This is a genomic window from Pseudidiomarina woesei (assembly GCF_001418345.1).
GTDB classification, from domain to species: Bacteria; Pseudomonadota; Gammaproteobacteria; order Enterobacterales; family Alteromonadaceae; genus Pseudidiomarina; species Pseudidiomarina woesei.
In genome coordinates this window covers 25,534-49,582 of sequence record NZ_LIPW01000010.1, presented here as the reverse complement: position 1 = coordinate 49,582, position 24,049 = coordinate 25,534, and the positions used below count along the sequence as shown (strand labels likewise).

Genomic DNA, 24,049 nt, shown 5'->3' with positions numbered 1-24,049 from the left:
TTAGGCCTGCCGCCAGCGTTCAATCTGAGCCATGATCAAACTCTTCAGTTTAAAGTGTTTAATCGACCCATTGAATCAATGACTTAATAAATCTAATTTGTTAAGCACTTTTCCAATCAGTCAGGTGGTCCGTCTCTTGTTAAAGAGAGCATGACCTTTTGTGCATCCGAAGATGCTTCTCTGCCTGAATCCGGTAAGTGCCCACACAGTTTGCTTGGCTTGGTATATTGTTAAAGAACGTTCGCTTTCTCACTCAAGGAGTGTGAAGCGGGATGCGTATTCTACGCTATCCGTGGTTCAGGTCAAGATCCTTTTGGATCTTTTTTTGTGATTTTCATCACAGCTTCTTAAGACTTGAACCGCCGTCATCACTTGGTGACAACGGCGGCGAATTATAAGGATCATGAGCAACGGCGCAAGATCTTTTTTGCTTAAAACGAACTGACTGCGGAGTTTTTAATCAACTGATGGTTTATCACTCGCTTTTTCAGTTTTTTCTTGATCGTTTTGTTGCTTTTTAGTTGCGTCTAAGTCGATTTCGTCCTCCGCATCACCAACTACGTGCTCTAACTTAATATTCTTCACAGTTCGGAATGTCGTAATTGGACCCGAGATAGCATACAAAAAGAATATTGAGAACAAAACGAGCGATGGCTCCGTTGCGACCACAACAAATGCAAGCACAATTGCCAAAATCGCGATGAAAGGCACACGGCCACGCCAATCGACATCTTTGAATGAGTGATAACGAAAGTTGCTGACCATTAATAAGCCGGCGGCAATAGTTAACACCGCAGCAATGTAACTAACGCTATTTGGATCGATTTCATATTTGCTACCAACCCAGACAAAACCAGAAACAATGGCAGCTGCGCTTGGAATGGCTAAGCCTTGAAAATAACGCTTATCGGCCGAACCCAAGTTGGTATTGAAACGTGCGAGCCGTAAGGCACCGCCGGCAACAAAGATAAATGCAGCTAACCAACCAAGCTTACCTAAATCACTTAAAGCCCAGTTATACATAACTAATGCCGGCGCCATACCGAACGATACGATGTCAGCCATGCTGTCATATTCGGCACCAAATGCACTCTCTGTATTGGTCATACGCGCAACACGTCCGTCAAGACCGTCGAAGATCATGGCAATGAAAATAGCAACGGCTGCTGACTCGAACATATTGTTCATAGACGCTACGATGGCAAAGAACCCTGAAAACAGCCCTGCTGTTGTCAAAAGGTTTGGCAACAGAAAAATCCCACGGCTCTTTGCGGTGGATAATGACTGCTCTTTGTTATCAGGCATATTTTGGTTCCCTTATATAATGTGGCCACATAGCATAACATAGCTTATTCGGCGCAATAAATAGCCGAGCTTATGCTTAGCTCGGCTATTACATTTGCATGCTCTACTGCGTGATCACAAGTTGCTCGTTGTTGAAGTCAACTTTGATGAGCTGTTTAGGCAAGAGTTTGCCCGAAAGTATTTGCTGCGCTAACGGGTTTTCCAACTCCTGTTGAATAGCACGTTTTAATGGCCGAGCACCAAACACAGGATCAAAGCCAGCTGCAGCTAAGTGAGCTAACGCAGCATCTGTGAGCTCAATACTGTAATCACGCTCGGCTAGCCGTTTGTACAATCGTTGTAACTGTATTTGTGCAATGTTTTTAATGTGATCTTTCGCCAATGGGTGGAACACCACGGTTTCATCCACTCGGTTTAAGAACTCTGGGCGGAAATGATGCGATAAAATACCCATCACCTCAGCTTTCATCTGCTCATAAGTATGCTCATGCGCTTTTTCTTGAATAATATCTGAGCCTAAGTTTGACGTCATAATGATCACCGTGTTGCGGAAATCAACTGTGCGCCCTTGGCCATCAGTCAATCGACCATCATCCAATACTTGCAGCAGTATATTAAATACATCGGGATGCGCCTTCTCAACTTCATCAAGCAGCACCACCGAATAAGGACGACGACGCACTGCTTCAGTTAAGTAACCGCCTTCTTCATAACCGACATAGCCCGGAGGAGCACCAACTAAACGAGCAACTGAGTGTTTCTCCATAAACTCAGACATATCAATTCGTACCATGGCTTCGTCGGTATCAAACATAAAGTGCGCCAGCGCTTTGCAAAGCTCAGTTTTACCTACACCTGTTGGCCCTAGGAACAAGAACGAACCAATGGGCCGTTGCGGGTCTGAAAGCCCGGCACGCGAGCGGCGAATAGCATTCGCTACTGATGTCACGGCTTCGTCTTGTCCAACCACGCGCTTGTGTAGTTGTTGTTCCATGGCCAGCAACTTATCGCGCTCGCCCTCAAGCATTTTGCTCACCGGAATGCCTGTCCACCGTGACAGTACATCGGCAATCTGCTCATCAGTCACTTTGTTCTTGAGAAGCGACATACCCTGTTCGTCAGCTTCTGCAGCCGCTTTCAATTGACGCTCTAGTTCAGGTATACGACCATATTGCAACTCGGACATACGATTCAAGTCACCAGCCCGACGCGCAATTTCAAGATCCGTCTTTGCCTGCTCTAGTTGCGCTTTTATATTTTGCTCGCCCTGTACGACGGCTTTTTCCGATAACCAAACCTCTTCCAGTTCAGCATATTTGTGCTGCTGCTCTTTCAGCTCCGACTCAAGTAGATCTAGACGCTTCTTACTGGCATCGTCTTTTTCTTTCTGTAATGCTTTCTGTTCAAGTTGCAGCTGAATAATACGGCGCTCAAGGCGGTCTAGGTCTTCCGGCTTTGAGTCAATTTGCATACGAATACTTGAAGCTGCTTCATCAATCAAATCAATTGCTTTGTCTGGCAACTGGCGGTCGCTAATGTAACGATGTGAAAGCGCAGCCGCAGCGACAATAGCTGGATCTGTAATTTGCACAGAGTGATGCACTTCATAACGCTCTTTTAAGCCCCGCAAAATTGCAATGGTATCTTCTACTGACGGCTCATCGACCAATACTTTCTGGAAGCGACGCTCAAGCGCGGCATCTTTTTCAATGTACTGACGATATTCATCGAGCGTGGTTGCGCCAACACAATGCAGCTCGCCGCGCGCTAAAGCAGGCTTCAACATGTTGCCGGCATCCATTGCACCGTCGGCTTTACCAGCACCAACCATAGTATGCAATTCATCAATGAACAGTATGATGCGACCTTCTTCTTTACTCAGTTCGTTCAGCACGGCTTTTAAGCGCTCTTCAAATTCGCCGCGATATTTGGCGCCAGCTAGCAAAGCTCCCAAATCAAGTGACAACACGCGCTTATGTTTCAAACCTTCTGGCACCTCGCCATTGACAATGCGCTGTGCAAGGCCTTCAACTATTGCGGTTTTACCAACACCAGGTTCACCAATTAATACTGGGTTATTTTTAGTACGGCGTTGTAAAACTTGAATGGTGCGACGAATCTCGTCATCGCGTCCGATTACGGGGTCTAATTTCCCGAGCTCAGCACGCTCAGTCAAATCAATCGTGAATTTTGTCAATGCTTGACGTTGATCTTCAGCATTTTGATCTTGCACGGCTTCACCACCTCGAACTTTTTGTATGGCCTGCTCTAATTTGTCACGGGTTACACCAAGCTTTTTCAAAATTTCGCCAAGCGCACCTTTGTCTTCTGTCGCAGCCAATAAAAACAACTCGGATGAAATAAATTGGTCATTGCGTTTTTGCGCGAACTTATCACACAAGTTCAGCAACGTGCCGGTGGCCGCTGAAACCTGAACGTCACCGCCGGTGCCTTCAACTTTTGGCAGCTTATCTAATGCCGCAGTCAACTGCGTTCGCAAACTATTCGTGTCAACCTGCAAAAGCGTCATGATGGGACGAATGGTACCGCCATCCTGCGTGAGCAGTGCGTGCATAACATGCACCGGTTCAATAAATTGATGATCACGGCCTAATGCTAATGATTGAGCATCAGCTATAGCCTGTTGAAATTTGTTAGTTAACTTATCGAATCGCATGATTACCCTCGAAAAATACAGTTATATCCTGATTTTTAATGTGGGTATTAAATAGACGATTTCAAGAGGGATATTTATTTTTTCCAAATCAAAGTTGCTATGCGTCCGCAATTCGGGTTTTTACGGTAGGAATAAAAACGTGAGTCGCTGTATGTGCACAAGTTACTCAAGGTTACATCGGTGCAACCGGCGCGATGCAATAGACGCTGCGCCATCAGCGGTAGGTTTGCCATCCACTTATTCTCAAGATGAGGATGAAATGTCTCGGAATCAACCAACTCTAAAGAATTAAAAGCTTGATATACATCAACCCCTACTTCAAACGCAGATTGGGAAATAGCTGGGCCAATATAGGCCCGAATCGCTTTTGCGTTGTGCTGAAAATGCTGAAGTGTTTTCTCAATCACGCCATTCACCAAACCGCGCCAACCTGCATGTACAGCAGCTATTTCGCTACCATCGTTGCTACATAGCAAAATGGGCAAACAGTCAGCAGTAAGAACGGCACACACAGAACTTGGTTGGGCAGAGTAGATAGCGTCAGCGACCTGAGTGGGGCGGGCTTGCGAAAATGTGACTACATGATTGCCATGTACTTGCCGCAACCAGCGAGGTGCCGATGGTAACGACATTTGTTGCATCAACTGGCGGCGGTGACGTATCGCCTGCGCTGGGTCGGCATTGACATGCGCAGCTAAGTTACCCGGTTGTTCAACCGTGGTTACTGTCGCTGCAACACCAGCTGGAAGCTGCCAGTTTAACTTAAGCACAGTTAATCGACCGGATGCTCGCGGCGATCGGCACGCAATACCTCAATTAACGCAACCATATCATCCGGAGTCGCTGCTTCCCAGCTCATCCATTCACCAGTTATTGGGTGATGCAATGATAACTTTGCGGCGTGCAATGCTTGACGACGAAAGCCGCGCAACGTTTCTAACAACTCGGCACTTGCCTTTTGAGGTGGTCTTGGCCGCCCCCCATAAGTCAAATCACCTACCAAAGGGTGACGCAAGTGGGCCATGTGTACGCGAATTTGGTGTGTACGTCCCGTTTCCAACCGCAAACGCAAATGAGTGTGAGCACGAAATCGTTCAACCACACGATAATGCGTCACCGCCGGTTTGCCAGTTGCCACCACGGCCATATGGGTACGCTTTGTTGGATGCCGGCTAATCGGCTCATCTATCATGCCGCCGGCGGTCATTGGTCCATTGCAGACAGCTTCGTATTCACGGGTTATTTCACGCTCTTGCATTGCTGCAACTAAGTGCGTTTGCGCGGGAATTGTTTTTGCAACGACCATTAGGCCCGTTGTGTCTTTGTCCAATCGGTGAATGATACCGGCCCGCGGCACTTGATCAATAGCCGGAAAGTGGTGCAACAAAGCGTTTAGCAAGGTACCATCTGGCGTGCCCGCGCCTGGATGAACAACTAAACCTGCCGGCTTGTTGATGACCAAAATATCATCATCTTCGTACACAATATTTAAAGCAATAGGCTGCGCTTCAAAGCGCTTTTCTTCGACTAATTCGGCAATAATATCAATCATCATGCCTGCCAACACTTTTTCGCGCGGCTTGTCGACAACCTGCCCCTCAACTTGAACTTGACCGTCGGTTATCCAAGTTTTTAACCGCGACCGTGAATAATCGGGGAACATCTCAGCCAGTGCTTGGTCCAAGCGCTTGCCGTTGGCAGATTGTGGGACTTGACCTGTTAAAGAAATCTGTTCGCTCATAAATATAGTATTCGGACCTGTGAAAGCAGCCAACGCTGCGCTAGAATGCGTGAATATGTATAGTGTACCTGTTTGGTGCGCTGCACCAAAGTTAAATCAACAGAGAACAAAAACTAATTATGAAATTTCGTCTTATCTTAGTCTGCGTTGCCGCAGTAACCATTAGTGCCTGCTCAAGTTCTCCCGATGAAGTGGATACTTCTCGCGTAAGTGATGTCGAAGCTGGTTACGCTCGCGCTCAAAGTGCTATGCAAAGCGGTAACTTCAATATGGCGCTGCAAACTATGCAAGCCTTAAGTACCCAATATCCATTTGGTCCACTTACGAATCAAATTCAATTAGACCTTATATATCTTTATTACAAAACTGGAGATATCGACAAGGCACTGACGACCATTGACCGCTTCACGCGTTTAAACCCGAATCATCAGTCGATTGATTATGCATTGTACATGCGCGGCTTAACCAACGAGCGTGCTTTAGAGAATTTCTTTCAAGAATTAGTTGGAATTGATAGAGCTGATCGCGATATTACTAAGGCGCGTGAAGCTTTTGACGATTATGCTGAGCTTGTGCGTCGCTTCCCTGATAGTAAATATGCGGCTGACGCACGCCTGCGCATGCTTGGTTTAAAAAGTCGTTTAGCGCGCCATGAACTAGCCGTTGCTCAGTATTATATGAAGCGCGAGGCTTACTTAGCTGCCGCAAATCGCAGCAAATATGTGCTAGAAAACTTTACCAATTTACCGGAAACAGAATTTGCGTTAGGCATCATGATTGAAGCATATGACAGCTTGAATCTTACAGAATTAGCAGCTGATGCTCGAGCAACCCTGCAACAAAACTTTCCGCAAAGCGCTTATTTAAAATAATTGAAGGGAAGACGCGGTGACTTACACCGCGTCTTCATTTTCCTCACCAGTACGAATGCGTACTACACGCTCAACGTTAGTTACAAAGATTTTCCCGTCACCGATTTTACCAGTTTGAGCGGTTTCTAAAATAGTGTCTATACATTGCTCTACTTGATTATCTGCAACGACAATTTCTAATTTTACCTTTGGCAGAAAATCAACCATGTATTCAGCACCACGGTAGAGTTCTGTATGGCCTTTCTGCCGGCCAAAACCTTTTACTTCAGCCACAGTCATTCCAGCAATACCAATTTCAGACAACGCTTCACGAACGTCATCTAATTTAAAAGGCTTAATGATGGCTTCAATTTTTTTCATAACTTCCCCGCGCTTGCACTTGTCGCTCTAATTCATAACGAAAGTGATTCGTAATAGGATAACGTCTATCTTTGCCAAAGTTTCGACTGGTTATTTTTGGCCCAATTGCGCCTTGCCGACGTTTGTATTCATTAATATCAACCAATCGTACAACGCGCAAGACATCGTCAGCGTCAAAGCCACAATCTATGATAGCAGCAGGCGACCAGTCTTGTTCTACATAAAGCATTAAAATTTTATCCAACACGTCGTACGGTGGCAGGCTGTCCTGATCTATTTGGTCAGGGGCCAATTCAGCAGATGGTGGCCGCGTAATAACCCGCTCTGGAATAACTTCATGGTCGCGATTTCGATACTGAGCTAGCTCAAATACCAATGTCTTTGGAATATCTTTCAATGGCGCAAAGCCGCCATTCATATCGCCATAAAGGGTACAGTAACCAACCGCAAGTTCGCTTTTATTGCCGGTTGTTAAAACTAACGAACGATTTTTATTTGAAACCGCCATGAGTAAGGTACCGCGTATACGTGCTTGTAAATTTTCTTCCGTGGTATCTGCAGGCTTTCCCGAAAAAATGGGGGCAAGCTGGCCAACAAAGGCTTCATACATTGGCTCAATAGCTATCACGTCATATGCTACGTCCATTCGCGACGCTTGCTCTCGCGCATCATCTTGGCTCATTTGAGAGGTATAGCGAAACGGCATCATAATAGCGTGACACTTTTCGGCTCCTAAGGCGTCTACTGCAACAGCAAGAGTTAACGCTGAATCGATGCCTCCAGACAAACCGAGGGTGATGCCTTGAAAACCGTTTTTACTGACATAGTCTCGAACGGCCAATACTAACGCTTGATAAACGGCTTCAAGCGTATCCAATGAATAGGGCGATAACTCTGTATCTGCGGTGAAATTTCCGGTTGCATCAATATGAATCTGAGCACATAGCGGCTGACAATGTGGCAACTCAGCAATCAACCGCCCTTGCCCATCCATAACAAGAGAATGGCCATCAAACACCAACTCATCCTGCCCACCACAGTTGTTGACATAGAGAATAGGTAACTGTGTTTCGCTTACCCGTTGCTGCAGAATATGCAGACGCTGTTGATGCTTGTCAATTTCATACGGCGAAGCGTTCAGCGACAGCACAAAATCGACGCGTTCCGCTTGTAAACGTTGTAACGGTTCACGGTGCCAAAGATCTTCACACACCAATAAACCAATGCGATAACCTTGCCATTCAAACACGCCGTTTTCGTGGCCAGGAATAAAATAACGTTGTTCGTCAAACACCCCATACTGCGGTAAACGCTGCTTGTGATAGCGCGTCAAGCATTTGCCACGATGCAACACCGACACGCTATTATATAGCTCATTACCTACACGTTGAGGGTGGCCGACCACAGCAACATTCAACTGCGCAGCTTCAGCAATTCGCGTCAATGCTTGATCCACTAGCGCTTCTAGGTCTTCTCGAAACAACAAATCTTCTGGCGGATAACCAGTTATAGCCAATTCAGGGAACACGACAATGTCGCTGTCTGAATATTTGCCGATAGTCGTCACAATAAGATCAGTATTACGTTGCACAGCACCCACGGTAAAGTCGAGCTGGGCGAGTGTAACCGTCATTGGCTTCATGAATTCATTCTCAAGCTTTGATACAAATAGGATGCGTATGATAGAGCAGGGTTATGCGCCGCGCAAATGCTCAAACGTTACAGGTTTAAATCAAATGAACAACCGGCACTGTTAATAAACCAAATTTCACGATCACCTTCATACCTGCTATGCGCAATTTCAGCCCATTGATACACCACATTTCGGTGCACTTTTGCAGATAAACCGCGACCACAATCAACGTAAAGCTGATGATTTTTTATAAATAGCGGATGCTGTTCGGATAAACCAAACTGCTGATTGATATTGGTTGTAACCTGAATAACTGTGGTATTTGACTGACGCAACTCTGACCATGTTGTCACTATAAAGGGTGCATCATCGACGGTTATTTTGACCTTTTCGGCAGGCGTTACCAGAAAGAATTCGCCGTGTTCGTGCACCAAAACACTGGCAAAAAGTTTAACCAGCGGTAGCCGCTTTATTGGCGACCCCTGATAAAGCCATTGCCCATTTGTGTCGATACGAATGGGCAACTCGCCACAATACGGAGGGTTCCATTTTTCCGTTGGTGCATGCTGCCCTTGCTCAATCGATGCTAGCAGTTGCTCCAGTTTCATATTAACTGACCAAGCGCTTTTGCCGCAGTAAGTACCACAAGGTTGCTTCGGTGCGATTTGATACTTTGATCGCTTTAAAAATTGCCGACAAATGCACCCGTATGGTCCCCTCGGTTATTCCCAAAATAGTCGCAATTTCTTTATTGGATAAACCTTGGGCCAATAACTGCATAATTTCCAGCTGACGCGGCGACAAAAAGTGTTCTGCACTTCCTTGTCGACTTAAATTGTCATTTAGTCGCGACTCTTCTGGTAAATAGCGATCATTTTGCAGCAATATACGAACAGCTTGTTTCGCCTCTTCGGCACTGGCGTCTTTTGGCAGGTAACTGCGAACACCATTGCTTAGGGCTTGACGAATTTCAGACAATGGCCGCGGCCAGCTAAACAATACAATGTGCGAAGCTGGTGCCATTTTCTTTAGCGATTGTAAGGTCGGCCGAATTTCTGCATCGGGAATATCCATATCCAAAAAAATTAAGTTATAGTCACTTTGATGGTTTAGATATTCTTGAGCGATATCAAAGGTGGGGGCCTCATAAATAGCAAGCTCATCCGAGAAGCTTGTTAACACTTGAATAAGGCCAGCACGTACAAAAAATTGAGAGTCTATTATTAATATTTTCATGTGAGTCCACGCGCTTTAAGTAATCCCTAACATTGAACGTATTGTACACGGTTTAACGAATGTTTGAAGTTTAGGTGTTACTAATTTGTAAAAATGTGTGACATTTGCGAAAAATGTCCAATTTGATCTAAACAGACTAATTGTTCTATGAGTAGGGTATAGAGCGTTAAATTCAACGACAAAGAGAAATTTATGCGATTTTTACGTTTACTTGCAGTTGTTTCAATATTGTTGCTTTCAAAAACCAGTATTGCACAGACAACGTTATTTCATAATTTTAACGGCTACACGTTAAGCGGCACGCCAGGGAACGGTGCTGTATTACAACAATTTAATGCGTTGCTGATACGCAACGGTAAAGTCGTCGCCGCGGGCGATTTAGCAAACATTGAGTCGATTTATGGTAGTAGAATTGCTAATAAAAAAGTCGATCTCAATGGCAAGTTCATGTTACCCGGCATTATTGACGCTCATGGTCACGTACTTGGTCTTGGGCAAAACTTAATGTTAGCCGACCTGCGTAACACCAGTTCAGAATTACAAGCCGCCCAAACCGTGGCGAGCTTTGCTCAGCAAAATCCAAATGCTAAATGGGTGTTAGGCCGTGGTTGGAACCAAGAGAATTGGCAAGTTCGTGAATTCCCGAAAGCTAACTCGCTCGACGAACTCATTGCTGACCGCCCAGTTTACTTAACGCGCGTTGATGGCCACGCTGCTTGGGCCAACAGCAAAGCATTAGAGTTAGCAGGAATTAGTGCGAATACCGTTAGCCCAGACGGCGGCGATATTATTCGTGACAGCGAAGGCAAGCCGACTGGAGTGCTTATTGATAATGCCATGATGTTGGTTGAAAAAATTATTCCAGCGCCAACCAAAGCCGAGCAACAACATGCGCTTGAGTTGGCATTTGCCCATTTGTTAGAACGCGGTATTACTGGTGTTCATGATGCCGGCGTAGATGCGACCAACCTTGAAGTGTATAAAAACCTTGCGCAAAACAAGCAATTACCGCTGCGAATTTACGCCATGTTGTCAGCTACTGAGCCAAAACTGCTCGAGTTGCTAGAACAAGGTCCTTATACCACTGATGATGATAAACTCGCCGTGCGTAGCGTCAAAATATACGGCGACGGTGCATTAGGCAGCCGTGGGGCCGCTTTGCTAAAGCCTTACCATGATGCGCACCATACACAAGGCTTAATGGTGACATCGCAAGAACGTATTCGCGAGCTTTACCAGATGATTATTCCGCATGGTTTTCAAATTAACACCCATGCAATTGGTGATCGTGCCAACCGCATTGCGTTAGATGAGTACGAGCATGCCTTTGAAACCATTGGCGGCCGTAACTTACGTCATCGTATTGAACATGCACAAATTGTGCACCCCGATGATATTCCTCGCTTCAAGCAATTAAATATCATTGCCTCTATGCAGCCAACGCACGCCACCAGTGACAAGAACATGGCTGAAGACCGTTTAGGTAAAGCGCGCATGAAAGGTGCCTACGCATGGCAAACATTTGCCAAACAAGGAACAATAATTGCTGCGGGCTCAGATTTTCCGGTAGAGTTGGCAGACCCATTCTTCGGCTTGCACGCCGCGGTAACTCGGCAAGACCGAGACAATCAACCTGAAGGTGGTTGGTATGCCCATGAAAGTTTGACGTTAGAACAAGCGCTAAGAGCGTTTACATTAGACGCTGCCTACGCCGCTGGCCAAGAACAAGTGCTCGGCAGCTTAGAACCCGGCAAATGGGCTGACTTCATTGTGTTAGATCATGATCCCTTTGCTCGCGACGCAGCTATAATATGGCAAAACAGCGTCGACGCAACTTACGTTGCAGGTAAACAAGTATTTAAACGATAGGAAATTAACGCAGTATGGATCTAAAAAACGTTCGTCGTGACTATGAACAAGGTCGTTTGTGCCGTGAGTCGTTGAATAACGACCCGATGCAGCAATTTGCAACATGGTTTCAAGCGGCGAAAGATCATCCGTCACAAACTGATCCAACTGCATTTGTGCTGGCCACCGTGGGTAGCGATGGTCAGCCTCGCCAGCGTGTCGTTTTACTAAAAGATATTGAGCCAAACGGATTTGTTTTCTTTACTAACTATAACAGCCAAAAAGGTCACGATATTGCTGTCAACAGCCGCGTGTCGATGCACTTTGCGTGGTTAGCTATAGAACAACAAGTGCGTATTGAAGGCTTTGCCCGGAAAATTTCACGAGAAGCAAGCGCTGAGTATTTTTACTCGCGCCCACGTGAGAGCCAGCTTGGGGCTTTAGCTTCAGCACAAAGCCACCCAATTGCTTCGCGCGCCGAACTTGAACAACGCTTTCACGAATTGGAAGCGACCTATAAAGATCAACAAGTACCTATGCCCGAGCAATGGGGTGGGTACTTAATCGTTCCTGAAAAGTTTGAATTCTGGCAAGGCGGCCGCTACCGGTTGCACGACCGCTTCACCTTCACGCAAAAACAACAGCAATGGCAAATTGAGCGCTTACAGCCTTAATTTGCGGGTAGTTGGATACCTGTTTGCTGCGCAATTTTTTCTAACTGCCGCCATAGCGCGGCAGTGTATTCAATGCCCTGCTGCAACTGTTGTTGACGAACCTTGAACGCCCCCTCACCCGGCACCCGTACTGGCTGCTGCTTGTTAATAGGCGTAGTAGCGTGAATTCCATCAACCATAGCCTGTGCTTGATTTTTAAATTCATCAAGATCGCCGAAAGCCGAAGGGTCAACCACTTGCACCCATACGGTATTAGCATCTAGGCCGGCTTGCTCTTGATACCGCCCTAACTGGCTCAAACCCATAGTCCAAAGCTCACTAAACAAACACAAACCGGTACCCTTGTAGCCAAGTTGCTCACCGCCCAAAGGCGCCAGCACGCTGGCTGGGTCGGCTAAAAACGTGGTGGCATCGGTAGTATAATTACCATCCGCTGTGATCAAAGCTGGGTATGGCAAGGGTTGCTGCTCGGCAATTGCCTTGCGCACCTTGCCGGCGGCAGTCATCGATAAACTAACATCGAAAAGAATAGGTTGCCCATGAGTTGGCGCACCTATCGCAAATGGGTTTGGTGAAAACCAGGCTGACTTGGCACCAAAGGGGGCAACCACTTGTTGCCCTGGGGTTGCACACATCATTTGTACCAACATGCCCTGCTCAGTCGCTTGTTCTAAATACACCGCAAGCGCAGCGACATGTTGCGCGCGTTTCACTACTACTGTACCGGTACCGCAGTGACGAGCCATAGCCATAGCCGCTTCAACCGCCTTGGGCATGACATATAACCCTGATAACAAATCCGCGTCCCACAACTGTACAGCGGCTCGCTTACTCAACACTTTAATCTCACCATTTGAGCGCGAACTACCGTCCTGCAAGCAATTTAGGTTATATCGCAATCGCATTAAACCATGCGTGCGAAATCCCATTAAGTCAGCCGCAACTAAATTTTCCGCCATTGCTTTGGCTAATTCTGATGCCGCACCAGCTTGTTCAAGACATTTTCGTGCCCAATCGCGCATTAATTGTGCCGAAATACGAATATTTTTCTGATCTGTCATACTCTGTTCGTTGTAAATTGGAATCAATTCGATAAGCTTATCAGACTAAACTTGTCAGACAATGCTTATAAGACAAAGGAAATAAGAGGAGTAGTTAAGTGTCGATAGCAACAACAGCGCAACGGATTGGAGTATTAACCAGTGGCGGAGACGCGCCTGGTATGAACGCAGCATTGCGTGCCGTGGTATTAGCGGCAGAGCATTACGGCATGGAAGTCGTCGCTTTTCGACATGGCTACGAAGGCTTGTTGAATAACGAACACATTTCGCTACAAGCGCCTGATGTTCTGCATATTTTGCAATATTCCGGCACCATCATTAAAAGTGCTCGCTGCCCACGCTTCAAAGAAGAAGAAAGTGCCGAATTAGCCGCCAAAAACCTTGATGCGCTAAACATTCAAGGGCTAGTCGTTATTGGCGGTGACGGCTCGTTTCGCGGTGCGCACCACTTAGGTAAATATTGGAAAGGCCAAATTATTGGCGTGCCAGGCACCATAGATAATGACTTGTATGGTACTGACGCCACCATTGGTTACTCGACCGCCGTAGCTATTGCGATGGACGCGCTGGATAAAATTCGTGATACCGCAGACGCCATGGACCGCGTATTTATTGTAGAAGTCATGGGCCGTCATGCTGGCTTTATTGGTTTGAAGAGTGCCATGGCCGCCGGTGCTGAGCGTATGATCTTGCCTGAGTTGCAAAAAGACAAGCCATTAACCATTGCTGCTATTGTTAAGCATATAAAACGTGTCGAAGCCGTTCGTGGCGCCGGTAGCTATGTCATGGTTTTAAGCGAGCACCAATGGCCAGGCGGCGCGGTTGCGTTGTCAGAACAACTTGAAGCGGAATACGGTATGCCGTGTCGCCCTTGTTTACTTGGCCATATTCAACGTGGCGGCCCGCCTACTGCAACCGACCGCGTATTGGCGTCAGAGCTAGGCGTACATGCCGTTGAACTCATTCGTGACGGTGTTACAGGCGTGATGGCTGGCCTGCGCGCCGGTGAGCTAGTGGAAGTTCCGCTTGAAGAAACTTGGACCAAGAAAAGCCCGCTAGATGTAAACTTGTTACGTATTCAACATGAGATTTTTAATCCAGTTAAAAAACCTGCACGTAACGAGCAAGAATAAGCCGTTTATTTAGGCAATTCGATAGTGGCAATTTGGGGCAATTACGACGATAATATGCCCCTTTTTTATTCTGCCCAATTCAACCCTGTTGAAGCGATGGAGGTGATTCACCTTGAGCCAACAAACAATGCACAAACTTACTGCTTTGTCAGTGCAAACGGAAACTCCGGTACGGGAGTTTTTTGGCGCCCAAACCGATGCCGCGATTTACGCAAATGGTACCCATATTATTGGGTTCGGTTATGACGGTACTGCATGTTTTCGAAAAGGTACACGCAATGGCCCTGACGGCTTGCGCTCGGTATCTGAAGACATTGAAAGTTATTCGCCTTATTTAGATGCGGATTTATTTGATCTTCCGTTTTATGACTTAGGTAATTTGTCGCTTGGCACAAGTGATGATGTTGAAGCACAGTGGCAACACGCTACCGACCAATTCGATGCCGCATTCGGCGCTATTGATTTAGCGGCGAACAATGTTCGCGTGCTGACACTCGGTGGTGAACATTCTATTTCGTATGCGCCAATTCGTAAGTATCTGCAACAATACCCAGAGCTTGTGTTGTTGCACTTAGATGCGCACGCCGACTTACGCGATGGCTTTTTAGGCTATCACTATTCGCACGCGTCTATTATTCGTCGCTCGCTTGACCATTTTGGCCCAGGCCATCAGTTAATTCAGTACGGCATTCGCTCGGGTACCCGTGAAGAATACCAATACATGAACGAGCACGGCACGGTGCGCAAATCACGCAAAGACTTTTTAGATAGCGTGGCTGCCATTCCTGCCGATCGCCCTATTTACCTAACGCTTGATTTGGACTACTTCGATCCCGCTTTCTTGCCGGGCACAGGCACTCCAGAGCCGGGCGGCGAAGATTTCCACTCGTATGTAAGCTTGATGAAAATTCTGCGCGAGAAAAACCTTGTTGGCGCTGACGTAGTTGAATTGTCACCAGAAATTGACCCAACCGGAAACTCGGACGTGTTTGCTGCCAAAATTGTGCGCGAACTACTGATTATTTTGAACGAAAAAGGAGCTCAATAATGGCTGAGAACTGGACAATTGACGATGCCGAAGAGCTCTATGGTGTAAACCGCTGGGGCGCTGGCTATTTTTCGATTGGTGCCAACGGCAGCATTCAAATTGCACCGAACCACCGCTTGCCAGACGTAACCATTGATATGAAAGAAGTGGTTGACGAAATTTTAGCAGAAGGCATTCAGTTGCCAGCGGTTATTCGTTTTCATGACATTTTGCGCTCGCAAGTGGAGATTTTAAACGAAACCTTCGCCAAAACCATTGAAGACGCTGGCTACAATGCCCGTTACATTGGCGTGTTTCCAATTAAAGTAAACCAAATGCGCGAAGTGGTTGAAGAAATCATTGACGCTGGTGAACCGTACGACTACGGCTTAGAAGCTGGCTCAAAACCTGAGCTCATGGCGGTTTTGGCGTACAACGAAAACCCAAATGCGCTGACCGTGCTTAACGGCTACAAAGACGAAGACTACCTAACGCTTGCCCTACTTGGCCGCCAGCTACGTCGCAAAATGATCATTGTTATTGAAAAATACAGTGAACTTGAAATGCTTATCCCGCTGGCGAAAAAGCTCGGTGTGGAACCTATGATTGGCTTACGTAGCAAAATGATGGTTCGCAGTGCCGGTAAATGGGCCGGTTCAAGTGGCGATCGCGCAAAATTTGGCTTAAGCATTACTGAAATTCTCAACATTGTTGAACTCTTGAAAAAAGAAGACATGCTGCACTGCGCCAAACTACTGCATTTTCATATTGGCAGCCAAATGTCTGATATTCGCAAAGTGAAAGAAGCGGTTTCGGAAGGCGCACGCTTGTATGCCAAATTGGTGCAAACTGGTGTGCCACTTGAGTATCTCGACATTGGCGGTGGTTTAGGTATTGACTACGACGGCACCAGCTCAACCACCGACTCGTCACGCAACTATTCAACCGAAGAATACGTTGCCGACGTAGTTTACGGCGTGAAACAGATTTGTGACTTAGAAGAAGTACCACACCCGAACTTAGTTAGCGAAAGTGGCCGTGCTATTACTGCCCACCATAGCTGTGTGGTGACCAATATTGTCGGTGAAATTAAAAACACCGGTGCACAGTTTGATATTACCCCAACCGAAGGCGAACATATTCTTGTAAGCAATATGCGCGAGCTTGTGAACGGTTCAGACATGCACCCACAAGAACGCTATAACGACGCTGCTTCGTTTAAGCAAAGCGCCTATGAGGCATTTAAATTAGGTATCTTGTCATTAGACGAAATGGCCAAACTCGACACCATGTATTGGCGCATACTAAGCGAGATCCACTCGTCGCTTGATCGCGAAAGCTTCGTGTTCCAAGAACTTGAAGAACTTGAAGACATGCTAGCCAGCCAGTACCTGTGTAACTTCTCTATTTTCCAGTCAGCGGCCGACACTTGGGCCATTGGCCAAGTGCTGCCAATTGTGCCAATTAACCGCTTAGACGAGAAACCAGAAGTACGCTGCTCCATTGTTGATATTACCTGTGACAGCGACGGCAAGCTCAGTAAATACATTGAAGGCACCGAAATTAGTGACAACATTCCGATGCATAGTTTGCGCAAAGGCGAAGACTACCATGTTGGCATGTTCTTAACCGGTGCTTACCAAGACGTTATGGGCGATATGCACAACTTATTCGGCCGTTTAACCGAAGTGCATATTTACTGCCACGATGACGAGCCAGGCGACTTTTACATTGAAGAAGTGGTTCCAGGTACCTCAGCCGAGAAAGTGCTTGAAACCATGCAGTACAACACCGATTTCATGGCCAAAACGGTGAAGAAGTCGATTGACCGTGAAGTACGTAAAGGCCACATTGCCCCACGTGAAGGCGTGAAGTGGACGGACTATTACGAGAAGTGTTTAGCCGGCAGCACCTACTTAAAGGTGTAAAAATCGGCAAATTGCGTATTTCCTGAGCAAACGGACTGAATTCACCGAATTTCCTTAAAAAAGCGGTTGACTCAGACCCGAAAAACTCGTTTAATACGCCCCGACGCCCAGATAGCTCAGTCGGTAGAGCAGGGGATTGAAAATCCCCGTGTCGGTGGTTCGATTCCGCCTCTGGGCACCATTATTCGAAAAGCCTCGCTAGCAATAGCGGGGCTTTTTTCGTTGTGTCGCCGATGATTGCTTCCCCTAAAAAAATACTGTATAAATGCACAGTATAATTGATTACACAAAAGGATAGACCATGGCAGTAGTCACGCAATACGTTGTCGTGCGAAATGGGGAAGAAAAAATGACATTTACCACCAAAGCTGAAGCCGATGCCCACGACAAAATGTTGGACATGGTGGATGAGCTGATGCCCCTACTAGAACGCAGCGAAACCATTGCTGAAGAGAAACAACTGGAAGATCTTGCTTTTTTCCTTGCGCGAGAGCGCGAGCAGGTGCTGATTGCGCTTGGTGCGAAGAAGCCAGTGAAAAAGAAAACCGTAAAAAACAAAGAACCTGAGCAGTAACCACAAAAAAGGGCGCATCCTTGCGCCCTACTCTTTTCGTTATCTTTGTTTACCTCAAAGCGTTCGCTTAGAACTGGTAGCTGTAGCTTAAGCTAAACGTTTGGCCTACTTCGCGTGACTGCACCAACACGCCCGACTGAGTTACTTCTTGGTCTTCGTCTAACAGGTTCTGTACCTTGAAGCTTAACTTTGAATTGAAGTCTGGGTAGTAGTTGTACACCAAATCAAGCGAGTGGAACGGCTGTTCATAAGCGTCACCACGGCCACCGATACCAGCCGCTAAAATGCGCTCACCAAACACGTTGTAAACTAACGAGCTTGAGTGGTTGCCGTTCAGCGAGTCATAACCTAACTGGAAGTTGGCAACGTACTTAGAGTGGCCCGTTAGGCGCTTAGTCGGGTTAGTTAAGTTACCCGCTAACGCCGGGTTAATGGCAGCTTCTGAATCACTGAAGGTTAAGTTACCCGTGGTAAAGAAGCCGTCAGCAACATAAGCTAAGTCGTGTAACCATTCAAACTCGACACCATATACTTCAGCGGTTTCGCCGTTAACGTAGTTTAGGGTGTACTCTTCGTCGCCAACACTCAGCACCGACTCAATAGGCTTGTCGATTTCTTTGTAGAATAACGACACCGTGTAGTTGTCGCCGTTATCGGCAAAGTACTCAAAGCGCGCATCTAAGTTGGTCATTGGGCTGCTTTCTAGGCCAGCACGACCAATGGTACGAATGTCGGTAATTGGGTCAAAGTACGCAACCGGCACGGTTTCACGAATATCTGGGCGAACCACAGTTTCTGAGAAACCAAAGCGCAATTGATAGTTATCGTCGCTAATGTAAGTTAAAGACAGCGCGGGATAAAAATCATCTTCAATGGTTGTACCGTTTAGCACGCGATCTGGGTTGTAGAAGGTGTCTAAGTCTTCGCGAGTGAAAATCAAGCTCGAAGTGGCCAAAGACACTTGCTTAAACTCTTCCCAACGCACGCCACCGGCTAACCGCCAGTTGTTGGTTATAAACGCATCAAATGAACCATAGTACGCATCGGTTTTTTGCACTGCGATGTAGTCGTCAGCATCGGGTGCTGTCGGCTCACGGTACGACAAAATAAAGTTACTTTGGTCAATACGTTCGTCGGTTAAATAGTTCGTTACACCAAGAATATTGTTGTAATCGTCATTTACCGTAATACGCAAGCCTGAGCCGTTATCCATGGCGAAACGGTCGGTGGTGTAATATCGGGCTTTATCGGTAAAGTCATAGCCGCCACGAAACTCAATATCCATACCCAGTAGCGTGGTTGGCAGCGAGAAGTTACCACTGTACGACTTCACATGATCTTCCATGTTCACATATTGATAAATCGCGCGGTTATCGTCACCGGTGACCACCGTGCTTTGATAGTTACCCTGGCTGTCGTAGATATCATCAAATCGATACGAGATATCGGTTGGAATTTCCGTTTCCGCTTTTGACTCAGTGTATTGCCAATCAAAGCCGACACCCCAGTAGTCTAAGAACGTATGTTGACCGCGAATCTGGTCAATATCTAGCGTCCGTTCTTCGTACTTAAACTCGTGTTCACGGTTGGCCAGACCTGAGCCATAAATGGTTTTTAAATTACTACCGTTCGGGCTTTGCATAATACCGAATTCAGATTCGTCTTCTGAGTCGGTTAAATACAACTTGGTATAGCTGACCGAGTGCGTGTCTAGCTCATAACCAACACTAAACACGCCGTTCATACGCTCGGTTTCTGTGGTTAGCGTGGTTTCGCTTAAGGTGTTGTAGCACGAGTTGGCAACGTCTTCGGCGCTACCTAAGCTAGTCGAACAGCCCGCCGGGGCGTTTTCACTTAACACCGCGTTTTTACGCTCAGAAACGTTCCATTTAGTGTCATAAGCGCCAGCTAATAAAAAGCCGATGCTGCCGCCGAAGTAGTCTTCATCAAAGCTATTGCCAATACTAGCCTTGATGCTGTAGTTCGGGTTTAGCGACTCTTCTTTTAAGGCAATATTTCGCGGTAATGCTCGCGCTAGACCGGCGTTAACTGCACGTGCCTGATCACTGGCAGAGCCACTGTCATTTGCGACTAAACCATCTTTGTTGATGATATTACGTAAGCTAAAGTCGCCACGATAATGAACAATTGCGTCGCGAATGTTCTGTGGCAAACCAGCTTCGTTTCTATTGTAGGTGTAGCCGTCGGTAGCATTCGTGTTTTGACCAACACCAACCTCTAAATTGAACTGGAAGTCGGTTGGCAATGACTTGGTTCGAATATCAATATTACCGCCACCAAATGCAGCGGGCATGCTTGGCGAGAATACTTTCTGCACCGCTAGGCTTTCAATAATCGTCGATGGAATAATATCTAACGGGATAACGTTTCGGGTTAAATCTGGGCTAGGAATACTTGCGCCATTTAGGCGTGCACTTGAATAACGCTCGCCTAAACCACGGACATACACATACTTACCGTCAACCAAGGTTAAGCCAGTAACTCGGCGAAGTGCTGAAGCGGCATCACTGTCGCCAGTGCGAGAGAGCTGCTCAGCACCAAGAATATCAGCAACAAATGCTTGGTTCTTACGTTCATCCACAACGGCCGCGGCACTACCTTGTAAACGCGTTCCTGTGGTTACAACTTCTTCAATTGTGGTGTCAGCTGTAGTTTCTGCTGCGGTTTGAGCGGTTTGCTCAGCATCTTGCTGTTGCGCAAAGGCTTGGCCACTGGCGAGCAGTGCAAGGCTAACTGCGAGAGCTAGCGGCTTGAGTTTATATTTGGTGCTCATAGTCAACTCCTGCGTTTTAGTGAACAGCAGGCGCGATGTTATTCACGCCCGCTATACGTTGCATTACAACAAGCTGTTATTAGTCTTGTTCTGCCGCAGTTAACGCAGTTTGCACCCACTGGTACCACTCTGACGACGTATCTGTGCTTGATACAGCACCAATGTAATCAACCGCATCGAAGAAGTCGTTGCCTAATTCACTTAAGTCATTCGCAGTAACAGTAATGTCTGCTGAGCTCATATCGGTTGAAAAACCATCAGCTGCAAAGACAGAGGCATTGCCGCCTAAACGAGCATTCACACCGCCGTTGTCGAACCATTCTTGACGTGATGTGCCATCAGCAAACAAAGCACTTGAAGTGAATTCGTTTTCAGCTACACAAGCCATGGCTGAGTTAAAGAAGTTCAAGTCACCGCCAGTTACACCCAATTCACCGTCACCAGTAAATAAGATACAACGGGTGTCGTTGGTCGACACATCGTCTTTAACTAACAAGAAGTTATACAGTTGGCCTTGGAAGTTATCGTCGAATTTCATTGCCGTTGATGGGTCATTGTCACGCGTTGACAAACCGTCAGTCGTAACAACAGTTACGTTAGCAATGTTTGGACGTGACGTTGGTGCTTGCGAATAGTCTGGGCCTGAGTTTTTCTCGCCGTCGGCTTCAAAGCCGCCGTTACCCATGAATACGTCAGTACCATCAACGTTTACTGTACCGTGCTTGATAAACAAGAACTGCGCGTTACCTTGCCAGCCCGCATCGATATCCATGGAGTCATCTTGCGTGTCAGTAAACACTACGTGCTTAACGTTTGCGGCACCACCGAAGAATTCGATACCGTCGTCATAGCCTTGGTGAATGTGTACGAACTCATACGAAGAGCCAGAGCCCACAGCGTTTAAGGTTAACGAGTTCAAGTCGTCACCATCGCCGCCAGCGCGCGGGCCAGAACCTGCGTACCAAATTTTTGCATACTTCATTGAGCCGCTGTCATCAGCGTTATCATTACCGCCGTAGTAGCTCACGATACCCTCTGAAGCTACGTTACAGGTGTTGGCATCGCGTTGTGCGTCGGTACACTGGTTGGTAATACCTTGGCCATTCACAATAATGCCACCCCAGTCAGCGAAGCGCGGACCGTTACCAACCACATCAAAGCGCGTGAACGCGTTTGCTGAGGTGAACGTTACTGGCTTATCAAAAGTACCTATCGCGTTTAACTTGGCGCCGCGCGCTACACGAATAATGGCTTCACCACTGGTAAATGCTAAGGTTGCACCTGGCTCAACAGTCATCACAGGGCCGTTTTCTTCAATCGAACACGCTGTGGTGGTGTCACAATCTTCACCAATCAATAACGCACCATCAAATACGTGCACGCCGCCATCTGGCAACTCTGCGAAAGTAATGTCTTCAGTAATTTCTACGTTACGGCTGGCGAACTCAAGGTTGTATTCACAGTCACGGCCGTCGAATGCGCCTTGCACACCATTGTGCACAGCACAGATATTTTCAGCGCCTGTGTCACCACCACCTTCTGCTGGTGGGTTGTTTACGGTGTTATTTGAGTTGTTGGTGCTATTGTCATTCACAGTTGGGTTTACTGAAATGTCGCCGCCACAACCAGCTAATGCCAAAGCTGAAGCGATAGCGGTTACTTTAAACAAAGTTTGCAATTTCATGGTGTTCTCCCGGATAGGAACAATGTAAGTATTAAAAACGACGCAGGCAGATTAGTGAGAACGCGTGACAGAAATGTGACAAATTTGCAATGTCATGAAAGGTTCACTGAAGCGCAACAGAAGTGTCATGTTAAAACTTGAAACCAATTATCCGTGGTTGAGTTGTCATTGCGGTGCTAAAGTTGATGAAGTGTACGTTTGTGGAGAAGAGTCATGCGTTATTTTGTTGCCATTGCGGCAGTAATTTTAGCGGTATTGCTGATGGCTAAACCTGACGCTTCAGGCATTCAGCTGATTACCTTAACCAAGTCTCAGTTGGGCTGGACAGTTACCTATTCACTGAATGAACCTACCGAACGCTTAATGTTTGTGCGCTCACCAGACCGCAGCCGCGCTGAGCGTTGGCAACCGCTTGACAGTAACATTTCAATTCAATGGCATGACGGCAATGAAGTGGTCGTCAGTTTAAACGGCGCGCCGTTCAATGAAGTATCGTTTGCCCTTGATGCTACATACGTGCCTTTACCGAAAGACTACGCTCCATTTTCACCATTTAGTAATGGCGGCATGCTGGTGCATACGGGGCGCTTTTTTGCCTGTGCTGACATTTGCACTGAGCATCACCACGAGTGGCCCATGGCCATGCAAGTATCTACTGACGATTATTTATTAGTAAACGGCACACGCCAAATGGGCTTTTTTGAATGGCAAGATGGTGACAGCGGGCGAGCAATTTATGTCGGCCAACAACCACCGGAACACTTCGCTGCGTTGGTGGCATTAATTGACCCTGCATTGCCGCAGTCTTTGCAATATGGCTTAGTTAGTGAGTTACCCATGATCATGAGCTATTTCACCAAGCAACTCGGCAGCTTAAATAGCACTCCAACGCTGTTTGCATCCTACAGTGACTACAAGGGCGGCTACTACGGCCAGCAAGGCGGTGTACTGCCAAACCAGGTGTTTATGCACTGGTACGGCAAAGCCGCTTTAGAAACTTTAAATGAAGAAACCACACTATGGTTTTTTGCCCATGAAATAGCGCATTTGTTTCAAGGCAGTGGTTTGCGTTTTTCTTCTACCGAAGAAGCCTGGATACATGAAGGTGCCGCGGAAATGATGGCCTATTTGTACACCGACAACAAACTTGGTGAAAACAGCGCCATTTTGGAAAATGCGGTGCAAGAAGCGCAACAACAATGTGCCGACGTGTGGCCCGTCAGTGAAAACTTTGTGGATGTCGGACGGGTCGATTTTCGTGCCCACTATACCTGCGGATTAGTGGCCAACGCAGAGCTGCATGCACAGCTAAAAGCCAATGGTGTCAGTAATGGTATATTCACATTATGGCAAACCTATTCCGACCTAATTCGCCAGGGTGAGCCCGCAAATTCAAGCACTTACTTTGCTGCATTTGAGCGTTTAACGGGGTATGCTTCAATGACATTACGACAATTGATTGATAGGCCAGTATCGGTATCTATTGCACCCTAAGGACGTAA

General features: G+C 46.8%; 19 protein-coding genes and 1 tRNA gene. 9 read left to right on the top strand and 11 right to left on the bottom strand.

The window, feature by feature from the left end:
* Nucleotides 1–456: 456 nt before the first annotated feature.
* From pssA to rluD, 4 genes are all read right to left on the bottom strand, one after another.
* Nucleotides 457–1,305, bottom strand: a complete 849-nt coding sequence (gene pssA, locus ASC40_RS11040; protein WP_055439869.1) for a CDP-diacylglycerol--serine O-phosphatidyltransferase — start codon at nt 1,303–1,305, stop codon at nt 457–459.
* Nucleotides 1,306–1,408: 103 nt separating this feature from the next.
* Nucleotides 1,409–3,982, bottom strand: coding sequence for an ATP-dependent chaperone ClpB (clpB, locus tag ASC40_RS11035; RefSeq protein WP_055439868.1), 2,574 nt, complete (start codon nt 3,980–3,982; stop codon nt 1,409–1,411).
* A gap of 74 nt (nt 3,983–4,056) precedes the next feature.
* Nucleotides 4,057–4,752 carry a peptidoglycan editing factor PgeF gene (gene pgeF / locus ASC40_RS11030; protein ID WP_055439867.1) on the bottom strand — a complete coding sequence of 232 codons (696 nt, stop codon included), beginning with the start codon at nt 4,750–4,752 and terminating at the stop codon, nt 4,057–4,059.
* A gap of 2 nt (nt 4,753–4,754) precedes the next feature.
* Nucleotides 4,755–5,723 (bottom strand): 23S rRNA pseudouridine(1911/1915/1917) synthase RluD, encoded by a 969-nt coding sequence (rluD, locus tag ASC40_RS11025; RefSeq protein ID WP_055439866.1) that lies wholly within the window; start codon nt 5,721–5,723, stop codon nt 4,755–4,757.
* 119 nt (nt 5,724–5,842) lie between these two features.
* On the opposite strand from rluD, the gene ASC40_RS11020 reads away from it, so the two are divergent.
* Complete coding sequence (locus ASC40_RS11020) at nt 5,843–6,595, top strand: outer membrane protein assembly factor BamD (protein WP_055439865.1); 753 nt, start codon at nt 5,843–5,845, stop codon at nt 6,593–6,595.
* A gap of 21 nt (nt 6,596–6,616) precedes the next feature.
* Here ASC40_RS11020 and glnB read toward each other — a convergent pair whose 3' ends face one another.
* From glnB to ASC40_RS11000, 4 genes are all read right to left on the bottom strand, one after another.
* Nucleotides 6,617–6,955 (bottom strand): nitrogen regulatory protein P-II, encoded by a 339-nt coding sequence (glnB, locus tag ASC40_RS11015; RefSeq protein WP_055439864.1) that lies wholly within the window; start codon nt 6,953–6,955, stop codon nt 6,617–6,619.
* Nucleotides 6,942–8,597 carry an NAD+ synthase gene (locus tag ASC40_RS11010; protein WP_055439863.1) on the bottom strand — a complete coding sequence of 552 codons (1,656 nt, stop codon included), beginning with the start codon at nt 8,595–8,597 and terminating at the stop codon, nt 6,942–6,944. Before ASC40_RS11010 ends, glnB begins: the two co-directional genes overlap by 14 nt.
* A 77-nt stretch (nt 8,598–8,674) precedes the next feature.
* Nucleotides 8,675–9,196 (bottom strand): DUF1285 domain-containing protein, encoded by a 522-nt coding sequence (locus tag ASC40_RS11005; RefSeq protein WP_055439862.1) that lies wholly within the window; start codon nt 9,194–9,196, stop codon nt 8,675–8,677.
* Nucleotide 9,197: 1 nt separating this feature from the next.
* Complete coding sequence (locus tag ASC40_RS11000; RefSeq protein WP_055439861.1) at nt 9,198–9,824, bottom strand: LuxR C-terminal-related transcriptional regulator; 627 nt, start codon at nt 9,822–9,824, stop codon at nt 9,198–9,200.
* A 192-nt stretch (nt 9,825–10,016) separates the two neighbouring features.
* Between ASC40_RS11000 and ASC40_RS10995 the strand changes: the two genes are divergently transcribed.
* Nucleotides 10,017–11,693 carry an amidohydrolase gene (locus tag ASC40_RS10995; RefSeq protein ID WP_055439860.1) on the top strand — a complete coding sequence of 559 codons (1,677 nt, stop codon included), beginning with the start codon at nt 10,017–10,019 and terminating at the stop codon, nt 11,691–11,693.
* A 14-nt stretch (nt 11,694–11,707) separates the two neighbouring features.
* Nucleotides 11,708–12,346, top strand: coding sequence for a pyridoxamine 5'-phosphate oxidase (gene pdxH, locus ASC40_RS10990; RefSeq protein WP_055439859.1), 639 nt, complete (start codon nt 11,708–11,710; stop codon nt 12,344–12,346).
* Here pdxH and ASC40_RS10985 read toward each other — a convergent pair.
* On the bottom strand, nt 12,343–13,407 hold the full coding sequence (locus ASC40_RS10985) for an Ldh family oxidoreductase (protein WP_072243450.1): 1,065 nt from the start codon (nt 13,405–13,407) through the stop codon (nt 12,343–12,345). The genes pdxH and ASC40_RS10985 overlap by 4 nt on opposite strands.
* Nucleotides 13,408–13,505: 98 nt before the next feature.
* On the opposite strand from ASC40_RS10985, the gene ASC40_RS10980 reads away from it, so the two are divergent.
* The 5 genes from ASC40_RS10980 to ASC40_RS10960 all read left to right on the top strand — a co-directional run bounded on the left by ASC40_RS10980 (nt 13,506) and on the right by ASC40_RS10960 (nt 18,069).
* Entirely contained in the window at nt 13,506–14,540 is a 1,035-nt protein-coding gene (locus ASC40_RS10980; RefSeq protein WP_055439858.1) for an ATP-dependent 6-phosphofructokinase, read from the top strand.
* 112 nt (nt 14,541–14,652) lie between these two features.
* The gene (gene speB / locus ASC40_RS10975) at nt 14,653–15,588 is read left to right on the top strand and encodes an agmatinase (protein WP_245622267.1); all 936 of its coding nucleotides are present in this window, start codon (nt 14,653–14,655) and stop codon (nt 15,586–15,588) included.
* Nucleotides 15,588–17,495 carry a biosynthetic arginine decarboxylase gene (gene speA / locus ASC40_RS10970; protein ID WP_055439856.1) on the top strand — a complete coding sequence of 636 codons (1,908 nt, stop codon included), beginning with the start codon at nt 15,588–15,590 and terminating at the stop codon, nt 17,493–17,495. The genes speB and speA overlap by 1 nt, the downstream gene beginning before the upstream one ends.
* A gap of 105 nt (nt 17,496–17,600) precedes the next feature.
* Nucleotides 17,601–17,676 (top strand) — tRNA-Phe (locus ASC40_RS10965).
* 120 nt (nt 17,677–17,796) lie between these two features.
* A complete protein-coding gene (locus tag ASC40_RS10960; RefSeq protein ID WP_055439855.1) occupies nt 17,797–18,069 on the top strand; it encodes a YebG family protein in 273 nt (90 codons plus the stop codon).
* Between the two features lie 67 nt (nt 18,070–18,136).
* Here ASC40_RS10960 and ASC40_RS10955 read toward each other — a convergent pair whose 3' ends face one another.
* Complete coding sequence (locus ASC40_RS10955; protein WP_055439854.1) at nt 18,137–20,863, bottom strand: TonB-dependent receptor domain-containing protein; 2,727 nt, start codon at nt 20,861–20,863, stop codon at nt 18,137–18,139.
* 79 nt (nt 20,864–20,942) lie between these two features.
* Nucleotides 20,943–22,547, bottom strand: coding sequence for a hypothetical protein (locus ASC40_RS10950; protein ID WP_055439853.1), 1,605 nt, complete (start codon nt 22,545–22,547; stop codon nt 20,943–20,945).
* Between the two features lie 213 nt (nt 22,548–22,760).
* On the opposite strand from ASC40_RS10950, the gene ASC40_RS10945 reads away from it, so the two are divergent.
* A complete protein-coding gene (locus tag ASC40_RS10945; RefSeq protein WP_055439852.1) occupies nt 22,761–24,041 on the top strand; it encodes a hypothetical protein in 1,281 nt (426 codons plus the stop codon).
* Nucleotides 24,042–24,049 lie beyond the last annotated feature (8 nt).

Bases quoted from the DNA above. Each gene is read 5' to 3' on its own strand.
- ASC40_RS11005 (WP_055439862.1), bottom strand. From the start codon at position 9,196: ATGAAACTGGAGCAACTGCTAGCATCGATTGAGCAAGGGCAGCATGCA.
- ASC40_RS11010 (WP_055439863.1), bottom strand. From the start codon at position 8,597: ATGAAGCCAATGACGGTTACACTCGCCCAGCTCGACTTTACCGTGGGT.
- pssA (WP_055439869.1), bottom strand. From the start codon at position 1,305: ATGCCTGATAACAAAGAGCAGTCATTATCCACCGCAAAGAGCCGTGGG.
- ASC40_RS10955 (WP_055439854.1), bottom strand. From the start codon at position 20,863: ATGAGCACCAAATATAAACTCAAGCCGCTAGCTCTCGCAGTTAGCCTT.
- ASC40_RS10950 (WP_055439853.1), bottom strand. From the start codon at position 22,547: ATGAAATTGCAAACTTTGTTTAAAGTAACCGCTATCGCTTCAGCTTTG.
- ASC40_RS10960 (WP_055439855.1), top strand. From the start codon at position 17,797: ATGGCAGTAGTCACGCAATACGTTGTCGTGCGAAATGGGGAAGAAAAA.
- ASC40_RS10995 (WP_055439860.1), top strand. From the start codon at position 10,017: ATGCGATTTTTACGTTTACTTGCAGTTGTTTCAATATTGTTGCTTTCA.
- rluD (WP_055439866.1), bottom strand. From the start codon at position 5,723: ATGAGCGAACAGATTTCTTTAACAGGTCAAGTCCCACAATCTGCCAAC.
- ASC40_RS10985 (WP_072243450.1), bottom strand. From the start codon at position 13,407: ATGACAGATCAGAAAAATATTCGTATTTCGGCACAATTAATGCGCGAT.
- pdxH (WP_055439859.1), top strand. From the start codon at position 11,708: ATGGATCTAAAAAACGTTCGTCGTGACTATGAACAAGGTCGTTTGTGC.
- ASC40_RS11000 (WP_055439861.1), bottom strand. From the start codon at position 9,824: ATGAAAATATTAATAATAGACTCTCAATTTTTTGTACGTGCTGGCCTT.
- speA (WP_055439856.1), top strand. From the start codon at position 15,588: ATGGCTGAGAACTGGACAATTGACGATGCCGAAGAGCTCTATGGTGTA.
- ASC40_RS11020 (WP_055439865.1), top strand. From the start codon at position 5,843: ATGAAATTTCGTCTTATCTTAGTCTGCGTTGCCGCAGTAACCATTAGT.
- glnB (WP_055439864.1), bottom strand. From the start codon at position 6,955: ATGAAAAAAATTGAAGCCATCATTAAGCCTTTTAAATTAGATGACGTT.
- ASC40_RS10945 (WP_055439852.1), top strand. From the start codon at position 22,761: ATGCGTTATTTTGTTGCCATTGCGGCAGTAATTTTAGCGGTATTGCTG.
- clpB (WP_055439868.1), bottom strand. From the start codon at position 3,982: ATGCGATTCGATAAGTTAACTAACAAATTTCAACAGGCTATAGCTGAT.